Consider the following 25,899-nt stretch of genomic DNA (forward strand, 5'->3'; position numbering starts at 1 on the left):
GGGCGGACGGTCAGACGCCCCGGCTGACCGAGCTCATATGGAAATCGGGGATACGCAGCGCGGGCATCGCCGCCCGGGTGAAGTAGTCGCCCCACTCGCGCGGCAGCGTCTTCTCCGTACGGCCGGCCTCCGACGCCCGGGACAGCAGCCCCACGGGGGACTCATTGAACCGGAAGTTGTTGACCTCGCCGACGACCTCGCCGTCCTCCACCAGATAGACCCCGTCACGGGTCAGCCCGGTCAGCAGCAGCGTGGCCGGATCCACCTCCCGGATGTACCAGAGGCAGGTCAGCAGCAGGGCCCGGCCGGTCGTCGCGGCCACCATCTCGTCCAGCGACCGCTCGCCACCACCGTCCAGGACGAGGTTGTCGACGGCGGGGGCGGACGGCAGGCCGGTGAGTTCCGCGGAGTGACGGGTCGTGGTCAGCCGCTCCAGCCTTCCCTCCCTGATCCAGTCCGTCGGCGCCAGCGGCAGCCCGTTGTCGAAGACCGAGGAGTCGTCCCCCGACGCGTGCGCGATCACGAACGGCGCGGACTCCAGCCCCGGTGCGTGCGGGTCGCTGCGCAGCGTCAGCGGAAGCTCGGAGAGTTTTTCGCCCAGCCGCGTACCGCCGCCCGGCCGGGAGAAGACCGTCCGGCCCTCCACGGCGTCCCGTGCCCCCGCCGACCAGTACTGGTAGATCAGCAGGTCGGCCACCGCGGTCGGCGGCAACAGCGTCTCGTAACGTCCCGCCGGCAGCTCGATACGGCGCTCGGCCCAGCCCAGGCGCTTCGCGAGCTCCGCGTCCAGGGCCGCCGGGTCGACGTCCTTGAAGTCGCGGGTGGCCCTGCCCGCCCAGGCGGACCGGGTACGGTCCGGTGACTTGGCGTTCAGCTCCAGCGTCCCGTTCGGCTGGTCGTGACGCAGCCGCAGACCCGTCGACGTACCGAGATAGGTCGACGTCTGCTGATGGTGGGCGAAGCCGTACAGCTCGCGGCCGCCCGCGCGGGCACGGGCGAAGGCGTCGCCGAGGGCCGGGGCGAAGTCGGCGAAGACGTCGGAGCCGGTCTCGGCCGGCGCCTCGGTGAAGTCCGCCGACGCCGGGACGCCGGAGACCAGCTGCCGCGCGTCCTCCGCGGGCCCAGCGCCGCGGGCGGCGGCCTCGGCGGCCCGCACGAGCGGCTCGAGGTCGTCGGCGGTGACGGCGGAGCGCGACACCACACCGGACGCGGTCCCCTCGGCCCCGTCGACGGTCGCGATCACGGTGAGGCTCCGCCCCCGCGTCACCCCGTTGGTGGTGAGCGCGTTGCCGGCCCAGCGCAGATTCGCGGATGAGCTCTCGTCCGCGATGACCACGCAGCCGTCGGCTGTGGACAGCTCCAGCGCGCGCTCGACGATCTCGTACGGCTTGCTGACGCGGCTCATCGCCCGCCCTCCTGCGTCGTGTTGAGGATGTTCACGCCTCGAAAGAGCGCGGAGGGGCATCCGTGGGAGACGGCCGCGACCTGACCCGGCTGCGCCTTGCCGCAGTTGAACGCGCCCCCCAGCACGTACGTCTGCGGGCCGCCGACCTTCTCCATCGAGCCCCAGAAGTCCGTGGTCGTCGCCTGGTAGGCCACGTCCCGCAACTGGCCCGCGAGCCTGCCGTTCTCGATCCGGAAGAACCGCTGCCCGGTGAACTGGAAGTTATATCTCTGCATGTCGATCGACCACGACCGGTCGCCGACCACGTAGATCCCGCGCTCCACCCCGCCGATCAGATCCTCCGTCGACAGCCCGCCCGGATCCGGCTTGAGTGACACGTTCGCCATGCGCTGCACGGGCACGTGCCCAGGCGAATCCGCGTACGCGCACCCGTTGGACCGGCCCAGGCCCGTCAGCTTCGCGATGCGCCGGTCCGTCTGGTAGCCGACCAGCGTCCCGTCCTTCACCAGGTCCCAGGACTGCGCCTCGACGCCCTCGTCGTCGTAACCGATGGTCGCGAGCCCGTGCTCGGCGGTGCGGTCACCGGTCACGTTCATCACGGGGGAGCCGTACGTCAGCTTGCCCAGCTGGTCGAAGGTCGCGAACGACGTCCCCGCGTACGCCGCCTCGTAACCCAGTGCCCGGTCCAGTTCCGTCGCGTGGCCGATGGACTCGTGGATCGTCAGCCACAGGTTGGACGGGTCGACGACCAGGTCGTACGTTCCTGCCTCGACGCTCGGTGCCCGCATCTTCTCGGCCAGCAGCCCCGGGATGCGCTCCAGTTCGGAGTCCCAGTCCCAGCCGGTGCCTGTGAGGTACTCCCAGCCCCGGCCCGCCGGCGGCGCGATCGTGCGCATCGAGTCGAACTCACCCGTCGTGCCGTCCACGGCCACCGCGGTCAGCTGCGGATGCACCCGCACCCGCTGCTGGGTGGTGACGGTGCCGGCCGTGTCCGCGTAGAACTTGTTCTCGTGGACCGTCATCAGGGAGGCGTCCACGTGCGCGACCCCGTCGGCCGCCAGCAGCCGGGAGCTCCATTCGGCGAGCAGCCCGGCCTTCTCCGTGTCCGGCACCTCGAAGGGGTCGCGCTCGTACGCCGAGATCCACGTCCGCTCGCCGTGCACCGGCTCGTCGGCCAGCTCCACCCTCTCGTCCGAACCGGCGGCCGCGATCACCTTCGCCGACAGCTTGGCCATGGCGACTGCCTGCGAGGCCACCTTCGCCGCCGCGTCCATCGTCAGGTCCACCCCGGACGCGAACCCCCACGCCCCGCCGTGCACCACCCGGACCGCGTACCCCGTGTCGGTGCTGTCCGACGTCCCGGAGAGCCGGGCGTCCCGAAGCCGCCAGGAGGCGCCCCGTACCCGCTCGAACCGGAAGTCCGCGTGGACGGCGCCCAGCGCGCGGGCCCGGGCGAGCGCCGCGTCGGCGAGGGCGCGCAACGGCAGCGCGAGAAAGGACTGGGCGATGTCATGGGCCACGGACGGCCTCCCCTGCTGTGGTCGTGTCCGGGAACGAAGTCAATCACGCGGGGGACCCCGCCGGAGGGGAGAGTTTCGCGCGTGCTGACCGGCCCGCGCCGGCGCCCGCTCCGGGCGGGGCCGGGCGGACCCGCACCGGTCGGGGCCCCGAGGCACCGGACTGTAGGAATCCCACAGTGCCGCGTCGGAGCCACTGTCGGAGGCCGATTCCCTGTCCGAGGGGTCCTACCGATAGGTTTTCGATGTACCAGACCGCCAAGGAAAGGGTGATCCGTTGAGCCGCTCGGTTCTCGTCACCGGAGGAAACCGGGGCATCGGCCTCGCCATCGCCCGCGCATTCGCCGACAACGGCGACAAGGTCGCGGTCACCTACCGCTCGGGGCAGCCGCCCCAAGAGCTCACCGACGCCGGTGTCCTCGCGGTCCGGTGCGACATCACCGACACCGAGCAGGTGGAGCAGGCCTACAAGGAGATCGAGGAGAAGCACGGTCCCGTGGAGGTGCTGGTCGCCAACGCCGGTATCACCAAAGACCAGTTGCTGATGCGGATGTCCGAGGAGGACTTCACGTCCGTGCTCGACACCAACCTCACCGGCACCTTCCGCGTCGTCAAGCGGGCCAACCGTGCGATGCTGCGCGCCAAGAAGGGCCGCGTCGTCCTGATCTCCTCCGTCGTCGGCCTCCTCGGCTCCGCCGGCCAGGCCAACTACGCGGCGTCCAAGGCGGGCCTGGTCGGCTTCGCCCGGTCGCTGTCCCGCGAGCTCGGCTCGCGGAACATCACGTTCAACGTCGTCGCGCCCGGGTTCGTCGACACCGACATGACCCAGGTACTCACCGACGAGCAGCGCAAGGGCATCGTGTCCCAGGTACCGCTCGGCCGCTACGCGCAGCCCGCAGAGATCGCGGCCGCGGTGCGCTTCCTCGCGTCCGACGACGCGTCGTACATCACTGGAGCCGTCATCCCCGTTGACGGCGGATTGGGCATGGGTCACTGATCACCATGAGCGGAATCCTCGACGGCAAGCGCATCCTCATCACGGGTGTGCTGATGGAGTCGTCCATCGCTTTCCACACGGCGAAGGTGGCACAGGAACAGGGCGCCGAGGTCATCCTGACCGCTTTCCCGCGGCCGACGCTGACCGAGCGCATCGCCAAGAAGCTCCCGAAGCCCGCCAAGGTCATCGAGCTCGACGTGACCAACGACGAGCACCTGGGCCGGCTCGCCGGACTCGTCAAGGACGAGCTCGGCTCGCTGGACGGCGTCGTGCACTCCATCGGCTTCGCGCCTCAGGACGCCCTGGGCGGCAACTTCCTGAACACGCCCTTCGAGTCGGTGGCCACGGCCATGCACGTCTCGGCCTTCTCGCTGAAGTCGCTCGCCATGGCCTGCAAGCCGCTGATGGCGGAGGGCGGTTCCGTCGTCGGCCTCACCTTCGACGCGCAGTTCGCCTGGCCCCAGTACGACTGGATGGGCCCGGCCAAGGCCGCGCTGGAGGCCACCTCCCGCTACCTCGCCCGTGACCTGGGCAAGGACAGCATCCGATGCAACCTGATCTCGGCCGGACCGATCGGCTCCATGGCCGCCAAGTCCATCCCGGGCTTCGGTGAGCTCGCGGACGTCTGGAACCACCGTTCCCCGCTCGAGTGGAACATGGCCGACCCGGAGCCCGCCGGCCGCGGTGTCGTCGCCCTCCTCTCGGACTTCTTCCCGAAGACGACGGGCGAGATCATCCACGTCGACGGCGGCGTGCACATGATGGGTGCCTGACCCCGCACGTCCCGCGAACACGCCTGACCACGGCCGCGTACCCGCCACCCCAGCGGCGTCACGCGGCCGTCGTGCGTCACGCGGCCGGGTGAGCGTGCGGACCGCTGCGCCCCCGGGCTATCCGGCGCTCAAGTCGAAAAGATGGCCGTCCCACCGCAGAATGTGGTGAACCGGACTTTTGGTCAGGCTGCGGGGAGGAGAACGCTGTGCGCTCCACACGTCGCAGGACCTGGTCCCTGATGGCCGCGGCCGCTGTGGGCCTGGGTCTCCTGGCCCCCGTCGCGGTGAACGCGGCCGGCCGGGCCGGGAGTGCGTCGGCCGCCCCCCGGGCGCCGGAGCCCGAGCCGTCGGGCTCAGAATGCCGTACGTCGGTCGAGGGGTCCCGGGTGACCGCCTACTGCCACAACCCGTACCCCTCCACGGATCTCGTCCGGCTCCACATCGAATGCGCACGCTGGTGGGACGTCGACGCGGACGGCGAAACGGTCGCGGTCCAGCCCGGCCGGACGGTCAAGCTCGAGGACCGCTGCTGGAAAGAGGTCGGCTCGGCCTGGGTCAGCCATTCGGTGACCCCCTAGAGCCCTCTCCGGTGTTTCGGCCGGCGCCGCCGTCGCGGCCCGACGGCGTTCACGGGGCAGCGGACCCCGTCCGGCACCCTGCTCACCGGCCCCGCTCGCGCAGGCAGTCCAGCGCGTGGGCGGCCGCCTCCGTGGCGGCCGTGTCCGCATCACCCGCCCGGATCGCCTCGACGAGCCGCGAGTGGTCCATGAGCTCTTCCGGGCCGAGCTCAGGACCGACGTCATCCCGCAGAGAGTCGCGCAGCACGTCGTTCAGGTCGGCGTAGAGCTCCGTCAGGACGTCGTTGTGCGAGGCGGCGACCACCGCGAGGTGCAGGGTCGCGTCGGCTGCCACGAAGGCCTCCGCGTCACCGGCCGCCCAGGCCGCCTCGCGCCGCTCCATCAGCGTGTCCAGCTGCCGCACGTCCCGCTCCGTACGCCGCAGGGCGGCCAGCCGGGCCGCCGAGGACTCCAGCGTGGAGCGCAGCTCGGCGACGTGCCGGGGGTCGGCGTCCGCGAAGCGCCGGTGCATCACCCCGGCCAGCTCGCTGGTCGCCACGACGTACGTACCGGAGCCCTGGCGGATGTCCAGCAGCCCGTTGTGTGCCAAGGCGCGCACCGCCTCGCGCACCGTGTTCCGGGCCACCCCCAGCTGCTCGACCAGCTCCGGCTCGGTGGGAATCCGTGAGCCCACGGGCCATTCGCCCGAGGTGATCTGATTCCTCAGCTGGGCAATCACCTGGTCGGCGAGTGCCGAACGCCGGGGAGACGTCAGCGCCATGGTGCTCCTTGCTCGTGTGACGGGCGGTGGTCCGGGCTCGCGATCCGGCGCGGACCGGCCGGGCCGGATCGGCCGGCCGGCCGGCCGGTGGAATCGGTGCGACCGGGATCGTCCCTCCGGATTGATTCAGGCAGGGAAAGGACCGAACCGAGTGGATACCCAATCATCCCATGATTCTATGATGGGTCCCATGCGTCACGACGAGACTCCGACACTGAGCCAAGCCGCCGCCCCCGTCCGGACACAGCTCGTCGACGGGCCGTCGCCGTGGGTGCTGAGAACCGTCGTCGTCGGCCTCGTCCTCACCGCCCTCAACCTCCGGCCCGCCATCACCAGCCTCGGCCCTCTCCTCGAAGAGGTCAGGGACGGTCTGCACATGAGCGGCAGCGTGGCCGGTGTCCTCACCTCGGTGCCGCCGCTCTGCTTCGCGGTCTTCGGATTCACCGCGCCCCGGCTCGCCCGCCGGTTCGGCCCCAGCGCCGTCGTCTGCGCGGGCATGGCGGCCATCGCCGCAGGCCTGCTGATCCGTCCCTTCGTGGGAGGCACCGTCGGGTTCCTCGCCGCCAGTGCCCTCGCCCTGATGGGCATCGCCGTCAGTAACGTCCTCATGCCCGTCATCGTCAAGCGGTGGTTCCCCGACCGGGTCGGGACCATGACAGGCCTCTACTCGATGGCCCTGGCGCTCGGCACCGCCCTCGCGGCCGCCCTCACCGTGCCCATGACCAACGCCCTGGGCGGCAGCTGGAAGACCGGGCTGGCCGTGTGGGCGGGGCCGGCCGTCGTCGCTGTCGTGCCCTGGGTCCCGTTCCTCAAGGACCGCGGGAACACCACCGGGCCTGGTGCCGGCGCTCCGGCACCCCCCGCGCTGCGGATCACCCGGAGCCGGACGTCCTGGGCACTCGCCTGCTTCTTCGGCCTCCAGGCCACGGCCGCGTACATCACCATGGGCTGGATGCCGCAGATCTTCCGCGACGCGGGGATCCCGGCGGGCACAGCGGGTGTGCTGCTGGCCGTGACCATGGCCATGGGCGTGCCCCTCGCCTTCGTCATCCCCCGGGTCGCGGCACGGCTGCGCACCCAGGGCCCGATCGTCCTCTTCCTGAGCGGCTGCGGCCTCCTCGGCTACGCCGGCCTCTATCTCGCCCCGGCCGGCGGCGCCTGGCTGTGGGCCCTGCTGCTGGGCATCGCGAACTGTGCCTTCCCGCTCGCCCTCACCATGATCGGAATGCGGTCGAGGACCGGTGCCGGCGTGGTCAGGCTCTCCGCCTTCGCGCAGTCCACCGGCTACCTCCTGTCGATTCCCGGCCCGCTGCTCGTCGGCGTGCTCTACCAGCACAGCGGCGGCTGGGGCCTGCCGATCGCCCTCATGGCAGGCCTCCTCGTGCCGCAGACGGTGGCCGGGGTGCTCGCCGGAAGGGCCCGGACGATCGAGGACGAATGCTGAGGTGCGAGACTGTGCCCATGCCAGTGCTCGATCCGAATCCCCAGAACGGTCAGAAGAAGCTCCTCCTCGTCTTGGGGGTGATGATGCTCATCTCCCTGGTCATCGCGGTGATCGCCACGATTGCCTCCCCCTGACCTCCCGGGGGTGGGGCCAGCCCCCGTCTCCCCTAGGGGGCCAGGTTCAGGGTCGAGTGGGTGGGTCACCGGATGGGCCGGCCACCGGCCGGCCCGTAGGTTCCGGGTGACACAGCCGAGGACCCACGGAGGCGGACAGTGCCGGCCCGTACGCACACCCGGACACCCCGCCCGGCACCGGGCACGATCGAGGTCACCCTGCCGTGGTGGGCCGTCGCGCTGCCCGCCGTGGCCTTCGCGGCGCTCCTCCTGCTGATCCTGGAACCGGGCCAGGCGCATGCGGCGGCCGGTGACCCCGCACTCGGGCGTCTGACCGGCCGCATCCTGGCGTTCCTGGCCCTCTGACAGGCGCCGGAGCGCCCCCCCGGGCCACGATCCACCCGTCCCGGGCGAGCACGTCAACTCCCTGCGCCTGGACGTGCGATTCGTGCGAAGCTGAGGTGTATGAGCGCCGATACACCTCGCAGGATCGTCCTTCTCAGACACGCAAAGGCGGAATGGTCGCAGGAGTCCGACCATGAGCGGCCACTGGCCGAACGGGGCAGGAAGGAAGCCCCCGCCGCAGGCCTCAGACTGGCCGAGTCAGGGACCCCCGTCGACCTGGCTCTGTGCTCGACCGCCACCAGGACCCGTGAGACCTGGAAGCTCGCGGTCCACGAGTTCGCGCATCGACCCAGGACCGTGTACGAGGAGAGGCTCTACGAGGCCTCCGTCGGAGAGCTGATCGCCCTGTTCGGCGAGACCCCCGACGACGTGAACAACCTGCTGGTCATCGGACACAACCCCGGCATGCACGGTGTCGCGGACGCGCTCTCCGGCGGGGCGGAGGGCGACACTCTGGCCCGCATGACCAAGGACGGCTTCCCGACCGCCGCGTACGCCGTCGTCGACTTCGCCGGCTCCTGGAAGGACCTCGAGCACGGGGTGGGCAAGCTCGTCGAATACTGGACACCGAACGACTGAGCGAGCACGCGTAAGGGCGCCGGCACCAGCGATGCGCCGGCGCCCTTCTTCGCGCGTACGGGGTCTTGCGTCTTCGTGCGTACGTGCGCCCCGCGCCGTCAGTCGACGAGGCCGTCCGCGGCCTCGACCTCCTCGCGGGTGATCCCGAGCAGGTACAGGACGGTGTCGAGGAACGGGACGTTCACGGCCGTGTGCGCGGCCTGACGGACGACGGGCTTCGCGTTGAAGGCGACGCCCAGCCCTGCGGTGTTCAGCATGTCCAGATCGTTCGCGCCGTCGCCGATCGCTACCGTCTGCGCCAGCGGAACCCCGGCCTGCGCCGCGAAACTGCGCAGCAGCCTGGCCTTGCCCGCCCGGTCGACGATGTCTCCCACGACCCGCCCGGTCAGCTTGCCGTCGACGACCTCCAGCGTGTTGGCGGAGGCGAAGTCGAGCCCGAGGCGCTCCTTGAGGTCATCCGTGACCTGGGTGAAACCGCCCGAGACCACGCCCACCTGGTAGCCGAGCCGCTTCAGCGTACGGATCAGGGTACGGGCGCCCGGGGTCAGGCGTACCTCCGCACGGACCTTCTCCACCACCGACACGTCGAGCCCCGCCAGCAGTGCCACGCGGGCGTGCAGGGACTGCTCGAAGTCGAGCTCGCCGCGCATCGCCTGCTCGGTCACGCCGGCGACCTCGGCCTCGCAGCCGGCGTGGGCCGCGAAGAGCTCGATGACCTCGTCCTGGATGAGGGTCGAGTCCACGTCCATGACGACCAGGCGCTGCGCCCGGCGGCTCAGCCCGGCCGAGACGACGGCGATGTCCACACCGATCCCCGCCGCCTCCGTCGCCAGCGCGGTCCGCAGCTCCTCGGTCCCGGCACCGGAGACCGCGAACTCGACAGCCGTGACGGGGTACTTCGCCAGACGGAAGATCCGGTCGATGTTGCCGCCGGTGGAAGTGATCATGGCCGCTATGGCCGCCGTGGACTCCGCGGTGAGCGGATGGCCCAGCACCGTCACATGGGAACGACCGTCACCGCGGGGCCGGTTGTCGCCGGTACCCGAGATGATCTCGGCCTGGAGCTTCAGCGACTCCGCCCAGCTGTGCACGGTCGCCCGGAGATCACCCTCCGACGTACCGTCGGAAGTGGGTGAGGTCACCAGGGCGCACAGCACGATGCGCCCCCGCGTGACGACCTGTTCGATGTCCACGACATCCACGGAGTACGCCGCCAGGGTGTCGAAAAGCCCGGCGGTGATACCCGGTCGGTCCTTGCCGAAGATCTTGACGAGAAGGGTGGGGGTGTCCGTACCCGGAGGAGGCTCGGGTGACTCAGGAGACCGGGGTGACCGAGGTGGCTGCTGAGGTGCGCTCATGGTGCTCCCACCGTATAGGGACCCCCGACGGCCCCGAAGCCCGTCCCGAGTGGCGGACAGCACGCCGTCAGGACACGCGGTGAGCTCGGTCGGGCAGCGACGCCTCGGTTGGGTGCGCCCTACCCATTTCTCCCGGCTCGGCCGAGGGGACGCGGAGCCTCCGCGCCGTCTTCACGCCGCCCGGCTTTCCGTCGGGGGACCGCTCCTGGAATAGTTCCCCACGATGTTCAGCATCCCTAACCCCTTGCAACAGGGGTGAATCGGGGGACGACAAGTGGGGCGCGGAGTGCCGGAACTCGTACTGGAATTGAATGGCAGGACCTGGACGCTCGATCCGTCCAGGCCGTACACCCTCGGACGTGATCCGCAGGGCGACGTGATGATCGATGACGCCAGGGTCTCGTGGCGGCACGCCACGATCAGCTGGAACGGCCGCTGCTGGCAGATCGAGGACCACGGCAGCACCAACGGGACCTATGCGCAGGGCCGCCGGATCCAGCAGACGGAGATCGGCCCCGGAACCTCGGTGAACCTCGGCAACGCCAACGACGGGCCGAGGCTGAACCTCACCGCCGCCGCTGCGGCCGGTGTCCACAGCGGGCAGGCCGCGGGGGCGCAGCAGGCTCCCGGGCAGCAGCCGCATCAGGCTCCGGTGCAGCCCCAGCAGGGGGCCTCCGGCTGGCCGGTCGCCCCCGCGCAGCAGCAGCCGGGGCCGCACCAGCCTCAGGTCCCGCACCAGCAGGGCCACGCAAGCCCCTCCGGGGGTGGGCACGGCGGCGCGGCGGGGGCGCCGCCGGTCTACGGGGGCCGGAGTCCGACCACGTTCCACCAGCTGGACCTCGGCCGGGTCATGCGCATCGGCCGTGCCCTGGAGAACGAGCTGGTCGTCTCCGATCTGCAGGTCTCGCGCCTGCACGCCGAATTCCGGGCTACGCCCGACGGCCGCTTCGAGATCCGCGACCTCGGATCCCACAACGGCACGTACGTCAACGGCCAGCCGCTCCACAAGTCCGGGTCCGCGCTCATCGGCCCGAACGACATCGTCGGTGTCGGCCACTCGACCTTCCGGCTGGTCGGGGACCGGCTCGAGGAGTTCGTCGACACCGGCGAGGTGTCCTTCTCCGCCCGCCACCTCACGGTGACCGTCGACGGCGGCAAGGACATCCTCAAGGACGTCTCCTTCGGCGTCCCGGAGAAGTCCCTGATCGCCGTCATCGGTCCCTCGGGCTCCGGCAAGTCCACCCTGCTCAAGGCACTCACCGGCTACCGGCCCGCCAATCAGGGCGACGTCCTCTACGACAACCGGAACCTCTACAAGCAGTTCGCGGAGCTGCGGCAGCGCATCGGTCTGGTCCCGCAGGACGACATCCTGCACAAGGAGCTCACGGTCACCCGGGCCCTGCGCTACGCGGCCAAGCTCCGCTTCCCCGCGGACACCACCGAGGCCGAGCGCACCGCCCGGATCCACGAGGTCCTCGCCGAGCTCAAGCTCGACATCCACAAGGACAAGAAGATCACTTCGCTCTCCGGCGGCCAGCGCAAGCGCGTCTCGGTCGCCCTGGAGCTGCTGACCAAGCCGTCGCTGATCTTCCTGGACGAGCCGACCTCGGGCCTCGACCCGGGCATGGACCGCGACGTGATGCAGCTGCTGCGCGGGCTCGCCGACGACGGGCGCACGGTCCTGGTCGTCACGCACTCCGTGGCCGAGCTGGCCATCTGCGACAAGCTGCTGGTCATGGCCCCGGGCGGATCCGTGGCCTACTTCGGCCCGCCCGAGGAGGCCCTGAACTTCTTCGGCTACACCAGCTGGGCCGACGTCTTCTCCGCCTTCGAGAACTACCGAGACTACGACTGGGCGGGCCGCTGGCGCGGCTCGCAGCACTACCAGATGTACGCGGCGGACATCGACGCCGTCGCCCCGCAGCCCGTGCACATGCCGCCGCCGCAGTCGATCCGGCCGCCGAAGCCCTCGGGCTGGGCGGCCCAGCTCTGGACGCTGATGCGCCGCTACGTGTCGGTGATCGCGTCCGACAAGGGTTTCCTGCTCCTGATGGTCCTCCTGCCGGCGGTGCTCGGCGTGGTGAGCGTGGTCATCCCGGCCGAGTTCGGCCTCGCGGAACCCGAGCCGCCCTCACGGTTCAACGGCAAGGCCGGCACGATCATGCTGATCCTCGCGGTCGGCATGTGCTTCGCGGCCGCGGCCAACTCCGTACGAGAACTGATCAAGGAGCGGGTGATCTACGAGCGGGAACGGGCCACCGGTCTCTCGCGCTCCGCCTACCTCCTGTCGAAGGTCATCGTCCTCGGCGTGATCACCGCCTTCCAGGGCGTGATCATCTGTGGGATCGGCTTCTCCACCCGTGAACTGCCGGCGGAGGGGCTCTTCATGTCCCCCGCCGTGGAGATCTGCCTGTCGATCATCGTGCTCGGCTTCACCTCGATGATGTTCGGCCTGATGATCTCCGCACTGGTGAAGACCGCCGAGAAGACTATGCCGCTGCTCGTGATGTTCGCCATCGTCCAGGTCGTCTTCACCGGTGTGCTCTTCCAGGTCTACGGTTCGCCGGGACTGGAGCAGTTCGCCTGGCTGATGCCGTCGCGCTGGGCCGTGGCGGCGGCCGGCACCACGCTGGACCTCGCCCGTCTCATGCCGCCGTGGGATCCCGAGAACCCGACCGACCTGGACCCGCTCTGGGAGCACTCGGCCGGCCAGTGGGGGATCAACATCACGGTCATGCTGTTCATGAGCGCGATCCTCTTCGTCGCGGTCTCGCGGATGCTCCGGCGCCACGAGCCGGAGGTCATGCGCAAGTGACGTGCCGGGACCGGCCGGTCCCGGAAACGCCCGAGGGCGGCACCCCGTGGGGTGCCGCCCTTCGGCATGTGGTGACCGGAGCGCCGTTGCTCCGGTCGGCCGTCGTCGCCATGCCGGGCCGTGCTCGTTCCTTCGGCTCGGTGTGTGCCGTCGACTCAGTACGCGCTGTTGACGTTGTCGATCGAGCCGTACTTGTCGGCCGCGTAGTTGGCGGCGGCGGTGATGTTGGCGACCGGGTCGTACTGGTCGTGCTTGGTGCCCTTGACGTGGTAGAAGTCGAAGGTCGGCTTGATGACCTGCAGCAGCCCCTTCGAGGGGATGCCGTTGATCGCGTTGATGTCCCAGTTGTTGATCGCACGGGGGTTACCGCTCGACTCACGCATGATGTTGCGGTGCAGGCCCTCGTACGTACCGGGGATGTGCTTCTTGTGCATGATGTTGAGAGCCTCGCGGATCCAGCCGTCCAGGTTGTTCTTGTAGATCGGCTTGCGGTGGGCGGCTCGGCTGGCCTTCTTGGCGGAGCGCTTCTTCGCGTCGGCCTTGGCCTTCTTCTTCGCTGCGGCCTTGCTCTTGGCCTTGGCGACGGCCTTGGCCTTCGCCTTGGCCTTTGCCTCGGCCTTCGCCTTCGCCTCGGCCTTCGCTTCGACCTTCGCCTTCTCGGCGTCCTTCGCCTTGTCGGCGGCCTTCACGAGGAGAGCGGCGGTCGAGTTCTGGTCTATGACGCTGGACTGGATGCTCTTCGTCTGCACGCCGGTGAACACGATCGGAGCGGCAGTGGCAGCGGGCTTGTGCTGCGGCTGGGGGGCTGCGGAAGCGTCGTTCGGGGCGAGCGAGATGGCGACAGCGGCGGCGGCCAGGGTCGAGACCCCCGCGACGGAGAGCTTCTGCGCCTTGTTCAGGCGGCGGTTACGGCTGGAGATGCGGGACACGGACATACAGTCGTACCTCTTCGAATAGCAGGGGTCCTCGGCGAGGACGGGACGGATGCGCCGGGGCGCGTCTCCGTCGGGGACAGCTGCAATTCTTAGCGCCAGCAAAATGCCCTGGCAAAGGTGTGACGTACGAAGCTGGATAGTGGGTCAGGGTCGCGTTAGTGCCTTCTTGTCCGGTTTGAGTGCGAGCGAGTTGCCCGATTTACGACAACTATCCGTCTTCGTAAGTGACGTGGGTCCTATGCCTGGGCTCACATGGGGCACCCCTCGGACTCACGAAACGTTGCTTGTGTGATGCAGAGCGTGAGGGGTTTTCGCGGGCTCCCCAACAGCCGGCAGGAGCAGGTGGACGTCCCCGAACTCGTGCCACAGGTAGCGGCGCCCCAGGGCCTGGGCGTAGCCGTGGCGCAGCGCCTCGCGCCCCGCGATCGCCTCCAGCATCAGCAGGTGCGAGGCCTCCGGCTCGTGCAGCCCGGTGATCAGCCCGTCCACCACCCGCACTCCCCGCTCGGGCGTCACCACCAGGTCCGTCCAGCCGGCGGCGGCCCGCAGCCTGCCGTCCGGCCCCACCGCGGACTCCAGCGCCCGCACCGCCGTCGTCCCCACCGCGATCACCCGGCCCCCGCCCGCCCGCGCCGCCTCGACGAGCCGCGCCGTCGTGAGGGGAACCTCGAAGCGTTCCGGATAGGGCGGCTCGTGCGCCTCGGCCGAAGCAACCCCCGTGTGAAGCGTCAGCGGAGCGAACTGCACCCCCCGGCTCACCAGCTCCGCCACCAGGCACGCGGTGAACGGCCTCGCCGCACTCGGCATCTCCGCCGAGCCGCTCCCGTCCTTCGACGGCACGGCGAACACCGTCCGGTACGCCGACAACGGCTGGTCCCGCTCCGTGTACGCGTACCGGATCGGCCGCCCGTACCTGTTCAGGAGGCCAGGCACGTCCCGGGGGGCCCGCGCCCACCAGAGCCGGGCCCCCTCCGGCGGACCCAGCGGCTCCTCCAGGACCAGTCCCTGTCCGCCCGGCAGCCGCACCTCCGCCCCCACGGGGCCGCCGGGCCGCGGCAGGGTGGTCCCCGAACCGTCCGGCCGCCGCAGCTCCACCGCCCACCGGCCGTCCTCGCCCCGGGTCGAGAAGTGCACGACGACGGGCTCACCGCCCAGACGGCCGTTCACTGCGGCCGCGAGCGTCATCGACGTGTTCACCACCAGGACGTCCCCGGCCCGGAGCTCCCCGGGCAGCTCCCGGAACCTGCGGTGCGTGACGGCCGTACCGCGGGAGACCAGCAGCCGTACGTCGTCGCGCCCGGCACCCCGCCGCTCGGCCGGCACCCGCGCCGACAGTTCGGGCGGCACCCGCAGTGCCTCCAGCGCGGTCATCGCCCCTCCCGTATGTCCGTGTCCAGCAGCGCGGCCGCCGCATACCGGCCACTGGCCGGACGCAGTTCGAGCAGCCGGAGGAAGGCGGGAGCGACAGCGTCCGGACACGGCCTCGGCTCCGTGTCCCCGGGCACGGCCGCCGTATAGAGGTCCGTCGCCATGTCTCCCGGGTCCACCGCCCAGACCCGCAGCCCGGGCTCCTCCTCCCCGAGTACCGCCGCCAGCTGGTCGAGCGCCGCCTTCGAGGCCCCGTACCCGCCCCACGTCGGGTACGGCTCGGCCGCCGCGTCCGAACTCACGGCGACCACGGCCCCGGTCCGCGAGGCCCGCAGCAGCGGCAACGCCTCCTGCACGAGCCCGAGCGCCGCCACCACGTTCGTCTCCAGAGCCTGCCGCAGCCCGTCCAGCGGCAGTGCCTCCAGCCGTACGAGAGGCGCGGAACCCAGGGCGCTCGCGCTGCTCACCAGCACGTCGAGCCCGCCCAGCTCCCCGGCGGCGGCCACCAGGGCCTCGCGGTGCGCCGCGTCCGTGACATCCCCCGGCACGGCCACCACCCTCGTCCCGTACCGGCCGCTCAGCTCGCGCGCCGCCTCCCCGAGGGCCTGCGGTGACCTGGCGTCCAGCACCAGATCCCAGCCCCGTCCCGCCAGAGCCGCGGCCAGCGCCCGCCCCAGCCCCCTGGAACCACCCGTGATCATCGCGATCGGCATGACAGTCATCCCCTCGAATTCCGTGGTGCTCCGACGCCACCAACCTAGGAATCCGCCACTGCCCGCCGCCTCGTCCATCGGCCGCAACGCCGCACGGCACTTCGGCCTAGGACCCAGGCCCAGTGGCGAGGGGGTCCACAGACCGATACGGCCCCTTCGCCCCCGCCGGTACGGTGAGCACATGAGCCATCGCCCACCGTCGGGCCTCGCGGCGGTCAGTGCAGCGCTGCTCGCCATGAACCGGCACCTCGACATGCGCGACGTCCTCAAGACGATCGTCGCCTCCGCCCGCGAACTGCTCGACGCCGAGTACGCCGCGCTGGGTGTGCCGGACGACCACGGCGGCTTCGCCCAGTTCGTCGTCGACGGGGTGAGCGACGAACAGTGGAAGGACATCGGGCCGCTGCCCCGGCAGCACGGCATCCTCGCGGCGATGCTCCACGAGACACAGCCCCAGCGCCTGGCCGACGTCCGAAAGGACCCCAGGTTCGAGGGATGGCCCGACGCCCACCCCGACATGTCCGACTTCCTCGGACTGCCCATCCAGGACGGCGACGAGACCATCGGCGCGCTCTTCCTCGCCAACAAGCGCTGCCCCAAGCCCACCGGAGGCTGCGGTTTCACCGAGGAGGACGAGGAACTGCTCGGTATCCTCGCCCAGCACGCGGCGATCGCCCTCACCAACGCCCGGCTCTACGAACGCAGCCGCGAACTCACGATCGCCGAGGAACGCTCCCGGCTCGCCCACGAGCTGCACGACGCCGTCAGCCAGAAGCTCTTCTCGCTACGGCTCACCGCCCAGGCCGCCGCCGCCCTGGTCGACCGCGACCCGGCACGCGCCAAGGGCGAACTCCAGCAGGTCGCCGCACTGGCGGGGGAAGCCGTGGACGAACTGCGCGCCGCCGTCGTCGAGCTGCGCCCCGCCGCGCTTGACGAGGACGGCCTCGTCGCCACGCTCCGTACCCACATCCAGGTCATGGACCGAGCCCACAGCGCCAGGGTCTCCTTCGAGAGCGCCGGGGTGCGCGCCCTGCCCTCCGCCCAGGAGGAGGCGATGCTCAGGGTCGCGCAGGAAGCGCTGCACAACGCGCTTCGCCACTCCGGCGCGGGCCACGTCGGCGTCAGCCTCGGTCGGCACGACTCCGCCACGGTGCTGCGGATCACCGACGACGGCCGCGGTTTCGACCCCCACCTGACCAGGAGCGCGGGCCGGCACCTCGGTCTCGTCTCCATGCGGCACCGGGCCGGCAGCGTGGGGGGCCGGCTCACCGTCGCCTCGGAGCCCGGCAAGGGCACCACGATCCAGATGGAGGTCCCCAGTGGCTGACGAGATCATCAAGGTGCTGCTGGTGGACGACCACCAGGTGGTCCGCCGGGGGTTGCGCACGTTCCTGGAGATCCAGGACGACATAGAGGTGGTCGGTGAGGCGTCGGACGGCGCGGAGGGTGTCGCCAGGATCGAGCAGCTGCGGCCCGACGTCGTCCTGATGGACATCAAGATGCCGGGCACGGACGGCATCGACGCGCTGCGCAGGCTCAGGGAGCTGGACAACCCCGCCAAGGTGCTGATCGTCACGAGCTTCACCGAGCAGCGCACGGTCGTGCCCGCCCTGCGGGCCGGGGCGTCGGGCTATGTGTACAAGGACGTGGACCCGGACGCCCTCGCCGGTGCCATCCGCTCGGTCCACGCCGGTCACATCCTGCTCCAGCCGGAGGTCGCCGGGGCGCTGCTGGCCCAGGAGGACGGCGGGGGAGGCACGGGCCGGGGGAGCACCCTCACCGAGCGGGAACGGGAGGTGCTGGGGCTTATCGCCGACGGCAGGTCCAACCGGGAGATCGCCCGGGTGCTCGTCCTGTCGGAGAAGACGGTCAAGACCCACGTGTCGAACATCCTGATGAAGCTCGACGTCTCGGACAGGACGCAGGCCGCGCTGTGGGCGGTCCGGCACGGGGCGGCGGGCTGAGAGCCTGTCGGGTGACCTCTGATCGGGCGGTCACGCCCCGGCACGCACGCTTCCCGCGTTGCCGAAATGCCCTAGTAGCTCCGCTACGAGGACACTCCGGCGCCTTGGAATCGCACGCACCGGACCGCGCCCACTTTCCGATCGAAGGCCACCCGACAGGCTCTGAGGCGCTTCCCCCGGGCGCCTCGGGCAGGCGGCAGCTCCGAGGCGGCCGTCCGGCGCGGAATGAGGGAGCGGGACCGCCGGACGGCTCCACGAAGGTGGCGGGCCCCACCGCGGTCGTACAAGCGGATGGTTCCGCTTCGGTCGGAGATTCATACTGTCGGGTGTATGTCACCCGGACGGCGTATCCCCGGCGGCGTGACGGCGTTCTCCGTATGTGCCGCGGCGATCGGTCGCGGCGATGCGAGGAGGATCCTGAAGTGAAGAACCTGAAGAAGGCCGCCGCCGTCACCATGATCGCGGGCGGCCTCATCGCCGCCGGTGCCGGAGCCGCCTCCGCCACGGGCCACGGCCACGGAGGCGCCGGTGCGCACGGCCAGGCCGTCGGCTCCCCGGGTGTCGTGTCGGGCAATCTCGTCCAGGTCCCGGTGAGCGTCCCGGTGAACGTGGTCGGCAACACGGTCAACGTGGTCGGCCTGCTCAACCCGGCCTTCGGCAACTCCGGTCTGAACCGCTGACCGACGCCTCGCACCCGCCCGCCGTGCCGGCTCGACCGAGCCCGCACGGCGGGTGGCGCCCTCACCGCCCCCGCTCCTCCACGTACGCGTTGTACGCCGCGACCTGCGCCCGCCGGGCCACCCGTTCCACAGGACGCAGAGCCTCGCCGCGCGCCGCGATCTCCGAGGCGCTCACCGCGCCTCCGTGCCCGTTCTCGTGGGCCACCGAGATCAGCAGCCCCACCCGTTGGGCCAGCTCCAGCACCCTGACCGCCCGCGGCGGATACCCCGGCGCCAGCACCTCGCGCCCGCGCTCCGCACGCGCACGGTAGGCGTCCACCGCGGCATCCGCGACCGGCCCGGACCCCGCGACGTCCAGCCGGGACAGCACCGCGGTCGCGTCCCGCAGGGCCTCGGCGAGCTCCCGTTCGGCCTCGCCCAGCGACGGCACGTCGGCCGGCGGCGCCTCCCGCACGGGCAGACAGCGCCAGACCACCTCGATGTGCAGATCCCCCGGCGGCCCGGCCTCGGTCACCTCCGGCACGAGGCCGTACGGCGCCCCGAAGGTGACCACCGCCTCCTCCGCCTCCAGCGCGCGCGCGTTGAAGTCCGGCGGCCCGCTGAGCCCCAGCGGGTGCCCGGGCACCGGCAGCGCGACCCGGAAACCGGTCGCACCCAGCCCTCTCAGCCGGCCGAGGGCCAGCGTGAGGCCGACGGGCCCCGCCTCACCCGGCAGGCCCTCGACGCGGTGCACCGCGTCCTCGCCGACGATCGCGAGCGCGGCGTCGTCAGGCGACGCAAGCCCGGCCAGAAGCGCGTTTCCCCATGCGGCGAGCCGCCCTGAGCGTGGTTCCGAAAGCATGGGAACAGCCTAGGGAACAGCCCCCGGGGCTGAGCACTCCCGGGGTGGCGTAGGTTTTCCCTGGGAGCTGTGCCCGCAGGGCACGCGACGATCTCGACACTGTATGGGGAGACAACGCGCCATGAGCGATGTACTGGAGCTGGTGGACGTATCCGTGGTCCGCGACGGGCGCGCTCTGGTGGACGACGTCTCGTGGTCGGTCAAGGAGGGTGAGCGCTGGGTCATCCTCGGACCGAACGGCGCCGGCAAGACCACCCTCCTCAACATCGCCTCCAGCTACCTCTTTCCGAGCACCGGCACCGCCAGGATCCTCGGCGAGCGGCTCGGCGGGGTCGGCACCGACGTCTTCGAGCTCCGCCCCCGCATCGGCATCGCCGGTGTGGCCATGGCCGAAAAGCTCCCCAGGAGCCAGACCGTGCTGCAGACGGTGCTCACCGCCGCGTACGGCATGACGGCCACCTGGCACGAGGACTACGAAGCCGTCGACGAGGAGCGCGCCCGCGCCTTCCTCGACCGCCTCGGCATGACCGATTACCTCGACCGGAAGTTCGGCACGCTCTCCGAGGGTGAGCGCAAGCGCACCCTCATCGCCCGCGCCATGATGACCGACCCCGAGCTGCTCCTCCTCGACGAACCCGCGGCCGGACTCGACCTGGGCGGACGCGAGGACCTGGTCCGCCGCCTCGGACGGCTGGCGCGTGACCCGTACGCCCCCTCCATGATCATGGTCACCCACCACGTCGAGGAGATCGCGCCCGGCTTCACCCACGTCCTGATGATCCGTCAGGGCAAGGTGCTGGCCGCCGGCCCCACGGAGACCGAGCTCAGCTCCCGGAACCTCTCCCTCTGTTTCGGCCTGCCGCTCGTCGTCGAGCACCACGGCGACCGCTACACCGCCCGCGGACTGCCCCTCGGCCAGTAGGCGCACCACAGCCAACCTCCCCGGCGCCCTGTCGGGGAGGGCATCCGCGGTCCTACGATGACCAAGTGGACATCGACGCGTGGGTGTGGTGGCTGATCGGCGCGGTGGGACTGGGCATCCCCCTCGTCCTGACCGCGATGCCCGAGTTCGGGATGTTCGCCGTCGGGGCCTTGGCCGCGTCCGTGGTCGCGGCGCTGGGTGGCGGCATCGTCGCCCAAGTACTCGTGTTCGTCGCGGTGTCGGTCGCGCTCATCGCGGTCGTACGCTCGATGGCCGCGCGCCAGCGGGCGGGACGTTCCACGCACGCCAGCGGCATCGACGCACTGAAAGGCCGTCAGGCCCTCGTCCTGGAACGGGTGGACGGCGGCGGCGGACGCATCAAGCTCGCCGGCGAGGTCTGGTCGGCACGCTCACTCGACGGTGAGCAGATCTTCGAACCGGGCCGGCAGGTGGACGTCGTGGACATCGACGGTGCAACGGCCGTCGTCATGTGAGCGAACCGGTCACACGGCAGGCCGCAGTCTGCCAAACTCGAAGTCGATCATCATGAGAACGCGACCGTCATAAGTGTTCGACCTCGATCACCGCGATCCGTCGGCAACCGAAGGGCACGAGGCACACGATGCAACCGATCATCATCGTCCTGATCATCCTGGTGGTGCTCGTCTTCATCGCCCTGATCAAGACGATCCAGGTCATCCCGCAGGCCAGTGCCGCCATCGTGGAGCGCTTCGGCCGCTACACCCGCACACTCAACGCCGGGCTGAACATCGTCGTCCCGTTCATCGACTCGATCCGCAACAGGATCGACCTCCGCGAACAGGTCGTCCCCTTCCCGCCGCAGCCGGTGATCACCCAGGACAACCTCGTCGTCAACATCGACACCGTCATCTACTACCAGGTGACCGACGCCAGGGCCGCGACCTACGAAGTCGCCAGCTACATCCAGGCGATCGAGCAGCTCACCGTCACCACACTCCGCAACATCATCGGCGGCATGGACCTCGAACGGACCCTGACCTCCCGCGAGGAGATCAACGCCGCGCTGCGCGGGGTCCTCGACGAGGCCACCGGCAAGTGGGGCATCCGCGTCAACCGCGTCGAGCTCAAGGCGATCGAACCGCCAACCTCCATCCAGGACTCGATGGAGAAGCAGATGCGTGCCGACCGTGACAAGCGCGCCGCGATCCTCACGGCCGAGGGCATCCGCCAGTCCGCGATCCTCACCGCGGAGGGCGAGAAGCAGTCCGCGATCCTGCGCGCCGAGGGTGAGGCCAAGGCATCCGCACTGCGCGCCGAGGGCGAGGCGCAGGCCATCCGAACGGTCTTCGAGTCGATCCACGCCGGGGACCCGGACCAGAAACTCCTCTCGTACCAGTACCTCCAGATGCTTCCCAAGATCGCCGAGGGAGACGCCAACAAGCTGTGGATCGTCCCCAGCGAGATCGGCGACGCACTCAAGGGCCTCAGCGGTGCGTTCGGCAACCTCGGGGGCGGCGCCCCCGGCTTCAACATCGGCGAGCAGCGACGGGAGCAGCGACGGGAGCAGCCCCCGGTCGACTGACCGGACGACACCTTCATGCATGATCAGTGAGGCCCCTCGACCTTCATGGCGGGGAGGCGTCACTGACCATCGAAGGAGATGGCCTTGTCCATCTGGGAAATTCTCGCGGTCTTCGCGGCCGGGGTGAGCGCCGGCACGATCAACACCATCGTGGGATCCGGCACCTTGATCACCTTCCCCGTACTCCTCGCGACGGGCCTGCCCCCGGTCACCGCGACCGTCTCCAACGCGCTCGGCCTGATCCCCGGTTCCATCAGCGGCGCCATCGGTTACCGCAGGGAACTCACCGGCCAGCGCCGCCGCATCCTCAGACTGAGCGTCGGCGCGCTGATCGGCGGACTCACCGGAGCCACGCTCCTGCTCTCCCTGCCCTCCACGGCGTTCGAGACCATCGTCCCCGTCCTGGTGGGCCTCGCACTCGTCCTGGTCATCCTGCAGCCCCGCATCAGCAAGGCCGTCCAGCGCAGGCGCGAGAGGTCCGGGACCCCGGCCCGGCCCGACGGTGGGCCGCTGCTGTTCGTCGGGCTGATGCTCGCCAGCGTCTACGGGGGCTACTTCACCGCAGCGCAGGGCATCATCTACCTCTCCCTGATGGGCATGCTGCTCGACGACACGATGCAGCGCCTCAACGCCGTCAAGAACGTCCTCGCCGCGGTCGTCAACAGCGTCGCCGCACTGTTCTTCCTCTTCGTCGCGGACTTCGACTGGACGGCCGTCGTACTCATCGCGGCCGGATCCGCGATCGGGGGCCAGACAGGGGCCAAAGTCGGACGCCGCCTCAGCCCCGGATTCCTCCGGGCCCTCATCGTCGTCGTGGGCTGCGCGGCCATCGTCCAGCTGCTGCTCCGCTGAACAACGACAGCCCGTCCCTCCGGTACGAGGAGACGGGCTGCGGTCAGTTCTTCAGGTGTCCCGTGATCCGCCGGGGCGTCACGCCGCGGACCGCGCCAGCCAGTCCGGCAGCGCGGACCGGTCGCCGGACCCCAGCGCCAGCAGCATGGCGTCGGCGGGCGACGGGACGAACGGCTCCCGCAGCAGCGGCATACCCGCCTGCTCCGGTGTCCGTGCCGCTTTGCGATGGTTGTCCTCCGCGCACGACGCCACGGTGTTCAGCCAGGTGTCCTGACCGCCCTGGGCCCGCGGCACGACGTGGTCCACGGTGCTCGCCCGCCGCCCGCAGTACGCGCAGCGGTGCTGGTCGCGTATGAGCACGCCCCGTCTGGACCACGGGGCGTGTCTTCGGAACGGCACCCGCACGTAACGGCAGAGCCTGATCACCTGGGGGACCGGGATGTCGACTGCGGCGCCTCGCATACGGAGTCCGGGGTGAGACTGCTCGACGACGGCCTTGTCCTGCAGGATCAGGACCACCGCGCGGTTGAGCGTCACCGTCGACAGCGGCTCGAAGCTCGCGTTGAGCACCAGTGTGTCCCGCATCCTGCCCACCTCCCGTATGCCGCCCGCCTGTCCGCGGGCCCGGATCAACTCTGGCCGGGCGAGCCGTGATGGACAACGCAATAAAAAAATGCCCTGCCCTGGTCTCTCCAAGACCAGGGCAGGGCAAACAGCGGGTGAAACATCAGCTCGCGGGAGCGGCGTACTCCCCGATCAGCTGGGCGCGTCCCAACGTGTGGAAGCGCAGGTTGAATCCGACGGCCGCGGGCGGCGTATCGCTGTCCGGCCCGAGCTTTTCCGTGTCCACCGCGTAGACGGTGAACACATAGCGGTGGTTCTCGCCGGCCGGCGGGGCCGCACCGCCGAAGTCCTTCGACCCGTAGTCGTTACGGGCCTGGACGGCACCGTCCGGCAGCCCCTCGAAAGCACCGCTTCCGGCGCCCGCCGGGAGTTCCGTGACTGACGCCGGGATGTCGAAGAGCACCCAGTGCCAGAACCCGCTGCCCGTGGGGGCGTCCGGGTCGAAGCACGTCACGGCGAAGCTCTTCGTCCCGGCGGGGAACCCCTCCCACCGCAGCTGCGGCGATGTGTTCCCCGCCGCGTACACCTGGGCGTCCGCCAGTACCGCGCCGGACGCCAGATCCTCGCTCACCACGGTGAACGAGGGCACCTCGGGATGGAAGTCGTGCGGCAGCGGGGCCCTCTTCGGCTCGGTCACGTCAGCACCTCTCCTGATCTGCTGTGTGGTGTCTTCCCACTTCGACCCTAGGGGGTGTCAGAGCCAGTTGCGCTGTCCGCCGACCTGCGCGAGCCACTGGTTGAGGTACGCCGCCCAGTCGGTGCCCTGGTAGTCGTTGAGCCCGACCTTGAACGCGCGGTAGGAGTCACTGCCCTCGCTGAAGAGCCCCGGCTTCTTGTCCATCTCCAGCACGACGTCCATCTCACGGTCGTCCGCGACGAAGGTGAGCTCGACCTGGTTCAGGCCCCGGTACTGCTGCGGCGGGAAGAACTCGATCTCCTGGTAGAACGGCAGGCGCTGGCGCGTCCCGCGGATGTGTCCGCGCTCCATGTCGGCGCTGCGGAAGCCGAAGCCCAGCTGCCCGAAAGCGTCCAGGATGGCCTGCTGCGCGGGCAGCGGGTGCACGTTGATCGGGTCGAGGTCACCGGAGTCCAGGGCCCGGGCGATCTCCAGCTCGGTCGTCACACCGATGTTCATTCCGCGCAGTTGCTGCCCGGCGAACATGGTGACCGGGGTCTCCCAGGGGATCTCCAGGCCGAACGGCACCACGTGCACCGCGCCCGCCTTCGCCTCGAAGGCCCCGCCCAGGCGCAGCTTGGCGAACTCGATGTCCTGCTTGGTCTCCTGGTCCCCGCCCTCGACCTCGACCCGGGCCTGCAGGCCGACCGAGAGGCCTTCGATCTGCTGGTCCACGGATCCGCCCTGGATCCGCACCTCGCCCTGGACGACCCCGCCGGGCACTACGTTGACCTCGGTGAGTTCGGTCTCCACCGAAGCACCGCCGGCGCCCATGCTCGCGAGCAGCCGCTTGAAGCCCATGTTTTTCCTCCTTGGTCCTGACCCCTACATACGCGCCACGACCGTAGCCGGTTCCCGGGACGACTACCCCAGTACCCTCGGACGCCACGGGCAGGACCGCCCGCAACAGCAGGATGTCCGGCCCCACCCCGGGGCATTCGTACGTCTGCTTCGTCCATGGCACGTCAGGCAGGTCGGCATGAACGTCGGGAAGCTCGCTCACCCCGCTGAGGAAGTCGCCCCCCGGCTGCTCGGTGCCGTCCTGACCCACGAGACACCCGAAGGAACCGTGAGTATCGCCATCACGGAGACCGAGGCGTACTCCGGTTCGGCCGACCCCGCCTCCCACGCCTATCGGGGCAGGACACCCCGGAACGCCGTTATGTTCGGACCTGCGGGATACCTGTACGTGTACCGGTCCCATGGACTTCACTGGTGCGCCAACGTCGTCACCGGGACGGAGGGGACGGCCACCGCTGTCCTCATCCGGGCGGGCAAGGTCATCGAAGGGGAGGACCTTGCCCGCGAGCGCCGAGGGGACAAGGTCGAGAGTCCACGCCTCGCTCGGGGTCCGGGGAACTTCTGCCAGGCGCTGGGCATCACGGCGGAGCACGACGGCGCAGACCTCCTGAGTGGCGCCCCGGTCGCGCTGTCCGAGGGCGAGCCGGTATCCCCGGCGCTCATCCGGTCCGGTCCTCGGGTCGGTGTGAGCAAGGCCCACGACTGGCAGCACCGCTTCTACCTGGACGGTGATCCGACGGTCTCGGCCTACCGGCTGAGCCCGAGAGCCAAGCCGTCCGGCGGAGCCTGAGCCCCTGTGCGTCTTGCCCGGAGGCTCGCGCCGGTGAGCCGGCGCGAAGTGTGATGCCCGCAAGGGTGGCGCAACTTGACTCGCCCCTGCTGTTTCCCTAATGTGGTCCGAGCCGCTTGAACGGATGCAGGTGTCGGCACGGTCCATCGGACCGGGTCGCGGCATCGTGAGAGGGCCAACCACTACCTACGATTCGCCCCTGGCGGGTGTAATTTCGGCATGCCGAAATGTGCCCATCGGCTCGATTATGAGTCGCAGCGGAAATCGGTTAACGTAGTGAACACGCCGAAAGGGAAACGCGAAAGCGAAGAACTGGAAAGCGGAACAAGCAGTAACCCGCTTCGACCGGGAATCGGACACGAAAGAGTCTGATAGAGTCGGAAACGCAAGAACGAAGGGAAGCGCCCGGAGGGCCCCGGTGAAAC

Annotated in this window: 27 protein-coding genes; 16 read left to right on the forward strand and 11 right to left on the reverse strand. The window is 70.2% G+C overall.

The features are described from left to right. Positions 1 to 10: 10 nt before the first annotated feature. Positions 11 to 1,405 carry a metallopeptidase TldD-related protein gene (locus ACFU5K_RS21945; protein ID WP_384064264.1) on the reverse strand — a complete coding sequence of 465 codons (1,395 nt, stop codon included), beginning with the start codon at positions 1,403 to 1,405 and terminating at the stop codon, positions 11 to 13. Continuing rightward, positions 1,402 to 2,925, reverse strand: a complete 1,524-nt coding sequence (locus ACFU5K_RS21950; RefSeq protein ID WP_384064267.1) for a TldD/PmbA family protein — start codon at positions 2,923 to 2,925, stop codon at positions 1,402 to 1,404. The genes ACFU5K_RS21945 and ACFU5K_RS21950 overlap by 4 nt, the downstream gene beginning before the upstream one ends. 274 nt (positions 2,926 to 3,199) lie before the next feature. Here ACFU5K_RS21950 and fabG point away from each other — a divergent pair, with 274 nt between their 5' ends. The 3 genes from fabG to ACFU5K_RS21965 all read left to right on the forward strand — a co-directional run bounded on the left by fabG (position 3,200) and on the right by ACFU5K_RS21965 (position 5,270). Further along, positions 3,200 to 3,919 (forward strand): 3-oxoacyl-[acyl-carrier-protein] reductase, encoded by a 720-nt coding sequence (fabG, locus tag ACFU5K_RS21955; RefSeq protein ID WP_384064270.1) that lies wholly within the window; start codon positions 3,200 to 3,202, stop codon positions 3,917 to 3,919. 5 nt (positions 3,920 to 3,924) lie between these two features. Next, complete coding sequence (fabI, locus tag ACFU5K_RS21960; RefSeq protein WP_327119977.1) at positions 3,925 to 4,692, forward strand: enoyl-ACP reductase FabI; 768 nt, start codon at positions 3,925 to 3,927, stop codon at positions 4,690 to 4,692. Positions 4,693 to 4,898: 206 nt separating this feature from the next. Further along, the gene (locus tag ACFU5K_RS21965) at positions 4,899 to 5,270 is read left to right on the forward strand and encodes a hypothetical protein (RefSeq protein ID WP_384064273.1); all 372 of its coding nucleotides are present in this window, start codon (positions 4,899 to 4,901) and stop codon (positions 5,268 to 5,270) included. Between the two features lie 82 nt (positions 5,271 to 5,352). On the opposite strand, the gene ACFU5K_RS21970 is transcribed toward ACFU5K_RS21965, so the two are convergent. Then, the gene (locus tag ACFU5K_RS21970; protein ID WP_384064275.1) at positions 5,353 to 6,030 is read right to left on the reverse strand and encodes a FadR/GntR family transcriptional regulator; all 678 of its coding nucleotides are present in this window, start codon (positions 6,028 to 6,030) and stop codon (positions 5,353 to 5,355) included. A 190-nt stretch (positions 6,031 to 6,220) separates the two neighbouring features. On the opposite strand from ACFU5K_RS21970, the gene ACFU5K_RS21975 reads away from it, so the two are divergent. The 4 genes from ACFU5K_RS21975 to ACFU5K_RS21990 all read left to right on the forward strand — a co-directional run bounded on the left by ACFU5K_RS21975 (position 6,221) and on the right by ACFU5K_RS21990 (position 8,571). Continuing rightward, positions 6,221 to 7,474, forward strand: coding sequence for a CynX/NimT family MFS transporter (locus ACFU5K_RS21975; protein ID WP_384064278.1), 1,254 nt, complete (start codon positions 6,221 to 6,223; stop codon positions 7,472 to 7,474). 17 nt (positions 7,475 to 7,491) lie between these two features. Then, positions 7,492 to 7,608 carry an SGM_5486 family transporter-associated protein gene (locus ACFU5K_RS21980; protein WP_384064281.1) on the forward strand — a complete coding sequence of 39 codons (117 nt, stop codon included), beginning with the start codon at positions 7,492 to 7,494 and terminating at the stop codon, positions 7,606 to 7,608. A 138-nt stretch (positions 7,609 to 7,746) separates the two neighbouring features. After that, positions 7,747 to 7,953, forward strand: a complete 207-nt coding sequence (locus tag ACFU5K_RS21985) for a hypothetical protein (protein WP_384064283.1) — start codon at positions 7,747 to 7,749, stop codon at positions 7,951 to 7,953. A gap of 99 nt (positions 7,954 to 8,052) precedes the next feature. Continuing rightward, positions 8,053 to 8,571 (forward strand): SixA phosphatase family protein, encoded by a 519-nt coding sequence (locus tag ACFU5K_RS21990; protein WP_384064286.1) that lies wholly within the window; start codon positions 8,053 to 8,055, stop codon positions 8,569 to 8,571. Between the two features lie 98 nt (positions 8,572 to 8,669). Here ACFU5K_RS21990 and serB read toward each other — a convergent pair whose 3' ends face one another. Continuing rightward, on the reverse strand, positions 8,670 to 9,929 hold the full coding sequence (gene serB, locus ACFU5K_RS21995) for a phosphoserine phosphatase SerB (protein ID WP_384064288.1): 1,260 nt from the start codon (positions 9,927 to 9,929) through the stop codon (positions 8,670 to 8,672). Between the two features lie 274 nt (positions 9,930 to 10,203). On the opposite strand from serB, the gene ACFU5K_RS22000 reads away from it, so the two are divergent. After that, positions 10,204 to 12,744, forward strand: coding sequence for an FHA domain-containing protein (locus ACFU5K_RS22000; RefSeq protein ID WP_384064291.1), 2,541 nt, complete (start codon positions 10,204 to 10,206; stop codon positions 12,742 to 12,744). A 155-nt stretch (positions 12,745 to 12,899) separates the two neighbouring features. Here the strand turns inward: ACFU5K_RS22000 and ACFU5K_RS22005 are convergent, their stop codons facing one another. The 3 genes from ACFU5K_RS22005 to ACFU5K_RS22015 all read right to left on the reverse strand — a co-directional run bounded on the left by ACFU5K_RS22005 (position 12,900) and on the right by ACFU5K_RS22015 (position 15,760). Beyond that, positions 12,900 to 13,679, reverse strand: a complete 780-nt coding sequence (locus tag ACFU5K_RS22005) for a transglycosylase SLT domain-containing protein (RefSeq protein WP_384064293.1) — start codon at positions 13,677 to 13,679, stop codon at positions 12,900 to 12,902. 270 nt (positions 13,680 to 13,949) lie between these two features. Beyond that, complete coding sequence (locus ACFU5K_RS22010; protein WP_384064296.1) at positions 13,950 to 15,050, reverse strand: S-adenosylmethionine:tRNA ribosyltransferase-isomerase; 1,101 nt, start codon at positions 15,048 to 15,050, stop codon at positions 13,950 to 13,952. After that, a complete protein-coding gene (locus ACFU5K_RS22015; RefSeq protein WP_384064330.1) occupies positions 15,047 to 15,760 on the reverse strand; it encodes an SDR family NAD(P)-dependent oxidoreductase in 714 nt (237 codons plus the stop codon). Before ACFU5K_RS22015 ends, ACFU5K_RS22010 begins: the two co-directional genes overlap by 4 nt. Before the next feature lie 181 nt (positions 15,761 to 15,941). Between ACFU5K_RS22015 and ACFU5K_RS22020 the strand changes: the two genes are divergently transcribed. The 3 genes from ACFU5K_RS22020 (at position 15,942) to ACFU5K_RS22030 (ending at position 18,404) form a co-directional block, all read left to right on the forward strand. Continuing rightward, complete coding sequence (locus ACFU5K_RS22020; protein ID WP_384064299.1) at positions 15,942 to 17,087, forward strand: GAF domain-containing sensor histidine kinase; 1,146 nt, start codon at positions 15,942 to 15,944, stop codon at positions 17,085 to 17,087. Beyond that, complete coding sequence (locus tag ACFU5K_RS22025; RefSeq protein ID WP_384064302.1) at positions 17,080 to 17,724, forward strand: response regulator; 645 nt, start codon at positions 17,080 to 17,082, stop codon at positions 17,722 to 17,724. Before ACFU5K_RS22020 ends, ACFU5K_RS22025 begins: the two co-directional genes overlap by 8 nt. A 422-nt stretch (positions 17,725 to 18,146) precedes the next feature. Next, on the forward strand, positions 18,147 to 18,404 hold the full coding sequence (locus ACFU5K_RS22030) for a chaplin family protein (protein ID WP_384064305.1): 258 nt from the start codon (positions 18,147 to 18,149) through the stop codon (positions 18,402 to 18,404). Positions 18,405 to 18,465: 61 nt separating this feature from the next. Here the strand turns inward: ACFU5K_RS22030 and ACFU5K_RS22035 are convergent, their stop codons facing one another. Further along, positions 18,466 to 19,245 carry a hypothetical protein gene (locus ACFU5K_RS22035; protein ID WP_384064307.1) on the reverse strand — a complete coding sequence of 260 codons (780 nt, stop codon included), beginning with the start codon at positions 19,243 to 19,245 and terminating at the stop codon, positions 18,466 to 18,468. A 121-nt stretch (positions 19,246 to 19,366) separates the two neighbouring features. Here ACFU5K_RS22035 and ACFU5K_RS22040 point away from each other — a divergent pair, with 121 nt between their 5' ends. From ACFU5K_RS22040 to ACFU5K_RS22055, 4 genes are all read left to right on the forward strand, one after another. Further along, on the forward strand, positions 19,367 to 20,167 hold the full coding sequence (locus ACFU5K_RS22040) for an ABC transporter ATP-binding protein (RefSeq protein WP_384064310.1): 801 nt from the start codon (positions 19,367 to 19,369) through the stop codon (positions 20,165 to 20,167). 65 nt (positions 20,168 to 20,232) lie between these two features. Then, positions 20,233 to 20,661 carry an NfeD family protein gene (locus tag ACFU5K_RS22045; protein ID WP_384064313.1) on the forward strand — a complete coding sequence of 143 codons (429 nt, stop codon included), beginning with the start codon at positions 20,233 to 20,235 and terminating at the stop codon, positions 20,659 to 20,661. Positions 20,662 to 20,789: 128 nt separating this feature from the next. Further along, complete coding sequence (locus ACFU5K_RS22050) at positions 20,790 to 21,731, forward strand: SPFH domain-containing protein (protein ID WP_327120010.1); 942 nt, start codon at positions 20,790 to 20,792, stop codon at positions 21,729 to 21,731. Between the two features lie 78 nt (positions 21,732 to 21,809). Beyond that, the gene (locus tag ACFU5K_RS22055; RefSeq protein WP_384064316.1) at positions 21,810 to 22,583 is read left to right on the forward strand and encodes a sulfite exporter TauE/SafE family protein; all 774 of its coding nucleotides are present in this window, start codon (positions 21,810 to 21,812) and stop codon (positions 22,581 to 22,583) included. A 78-nt stretch (positions 22,584 to 22,661) separates the two neighbouring features. Here ACFU5K_RS22055 and ACFU5K_RS22060 read toward each other — a convergent pair whose 3' ends face one another. The 3 genes from ACFU5K_RS22060 to ACFU5K_RS22070 form a co-directional block, all read right to left on the reverse strand. Continuing rightward, entirely contained in the window at positions 22,662 to 23,168 is a 507-nt protein-coding gene (locus ACFU5K_RS22060; protein WP_384064319.1) for an HNH endonuclease, read from the reverse strand. Positions 23,169 to 23,310: 142 nt separating this feature from the next. Then, positions 23,311 to 23,844, reverse strand: a complete 534-nt coding sequence (locus tag ACFU5K_RS22065) for a YbhB/YbcL family Raf kinase inhibitor-like protein (protein ID WP_384064322.1) — start codon at positions 23,842 to 23,844, stop codon at positions 23,311 to 23,313. A 57-nt stretch (positions 23,845 to 23,901) separates the two neighbouring features. Next, positions 23,902 to 24,684, reverse strand: a complete 783-nt coding sequence (locus tag ACFU5K_RS22070) for a sporulation protein (RefSeq protein WP_384064325.1) — start codon at positions 24,682 to 24,684, stop codon at positions 23,902 to 23,904. A 178-nt stretch (positions 24,685 to 24,862) separates the two neighbouring features. On the opposite strand from ACFU5K_RS22070, the gene ACFU5K_RS22075 reads away from it, so the two are divergent. Further along, complete coding sequence (locus tag ACFU5K_RS22075; RefSeq protein ID WP_384064327.1) at positions 24,863 to 25,474, forward strand: DNA-3-methyladenine glycosylase; 612 nt, start codon at positions 24,863 to 24,865, stop codon at positions 25,472 to 25,474. Positions 25,475 to 25,899 lie beyond the last annotated feature (425 nt).

It is taken from the genome of Streptomyces sp. NPDC057428, from assembly GCF_042803195.1.
Taxonomy (GTDB): domain Bacteria; phylum Actinomycetota; class Actinomycetes; order Streptomycetales; family Streptomycetaceae; genus Streptomyces.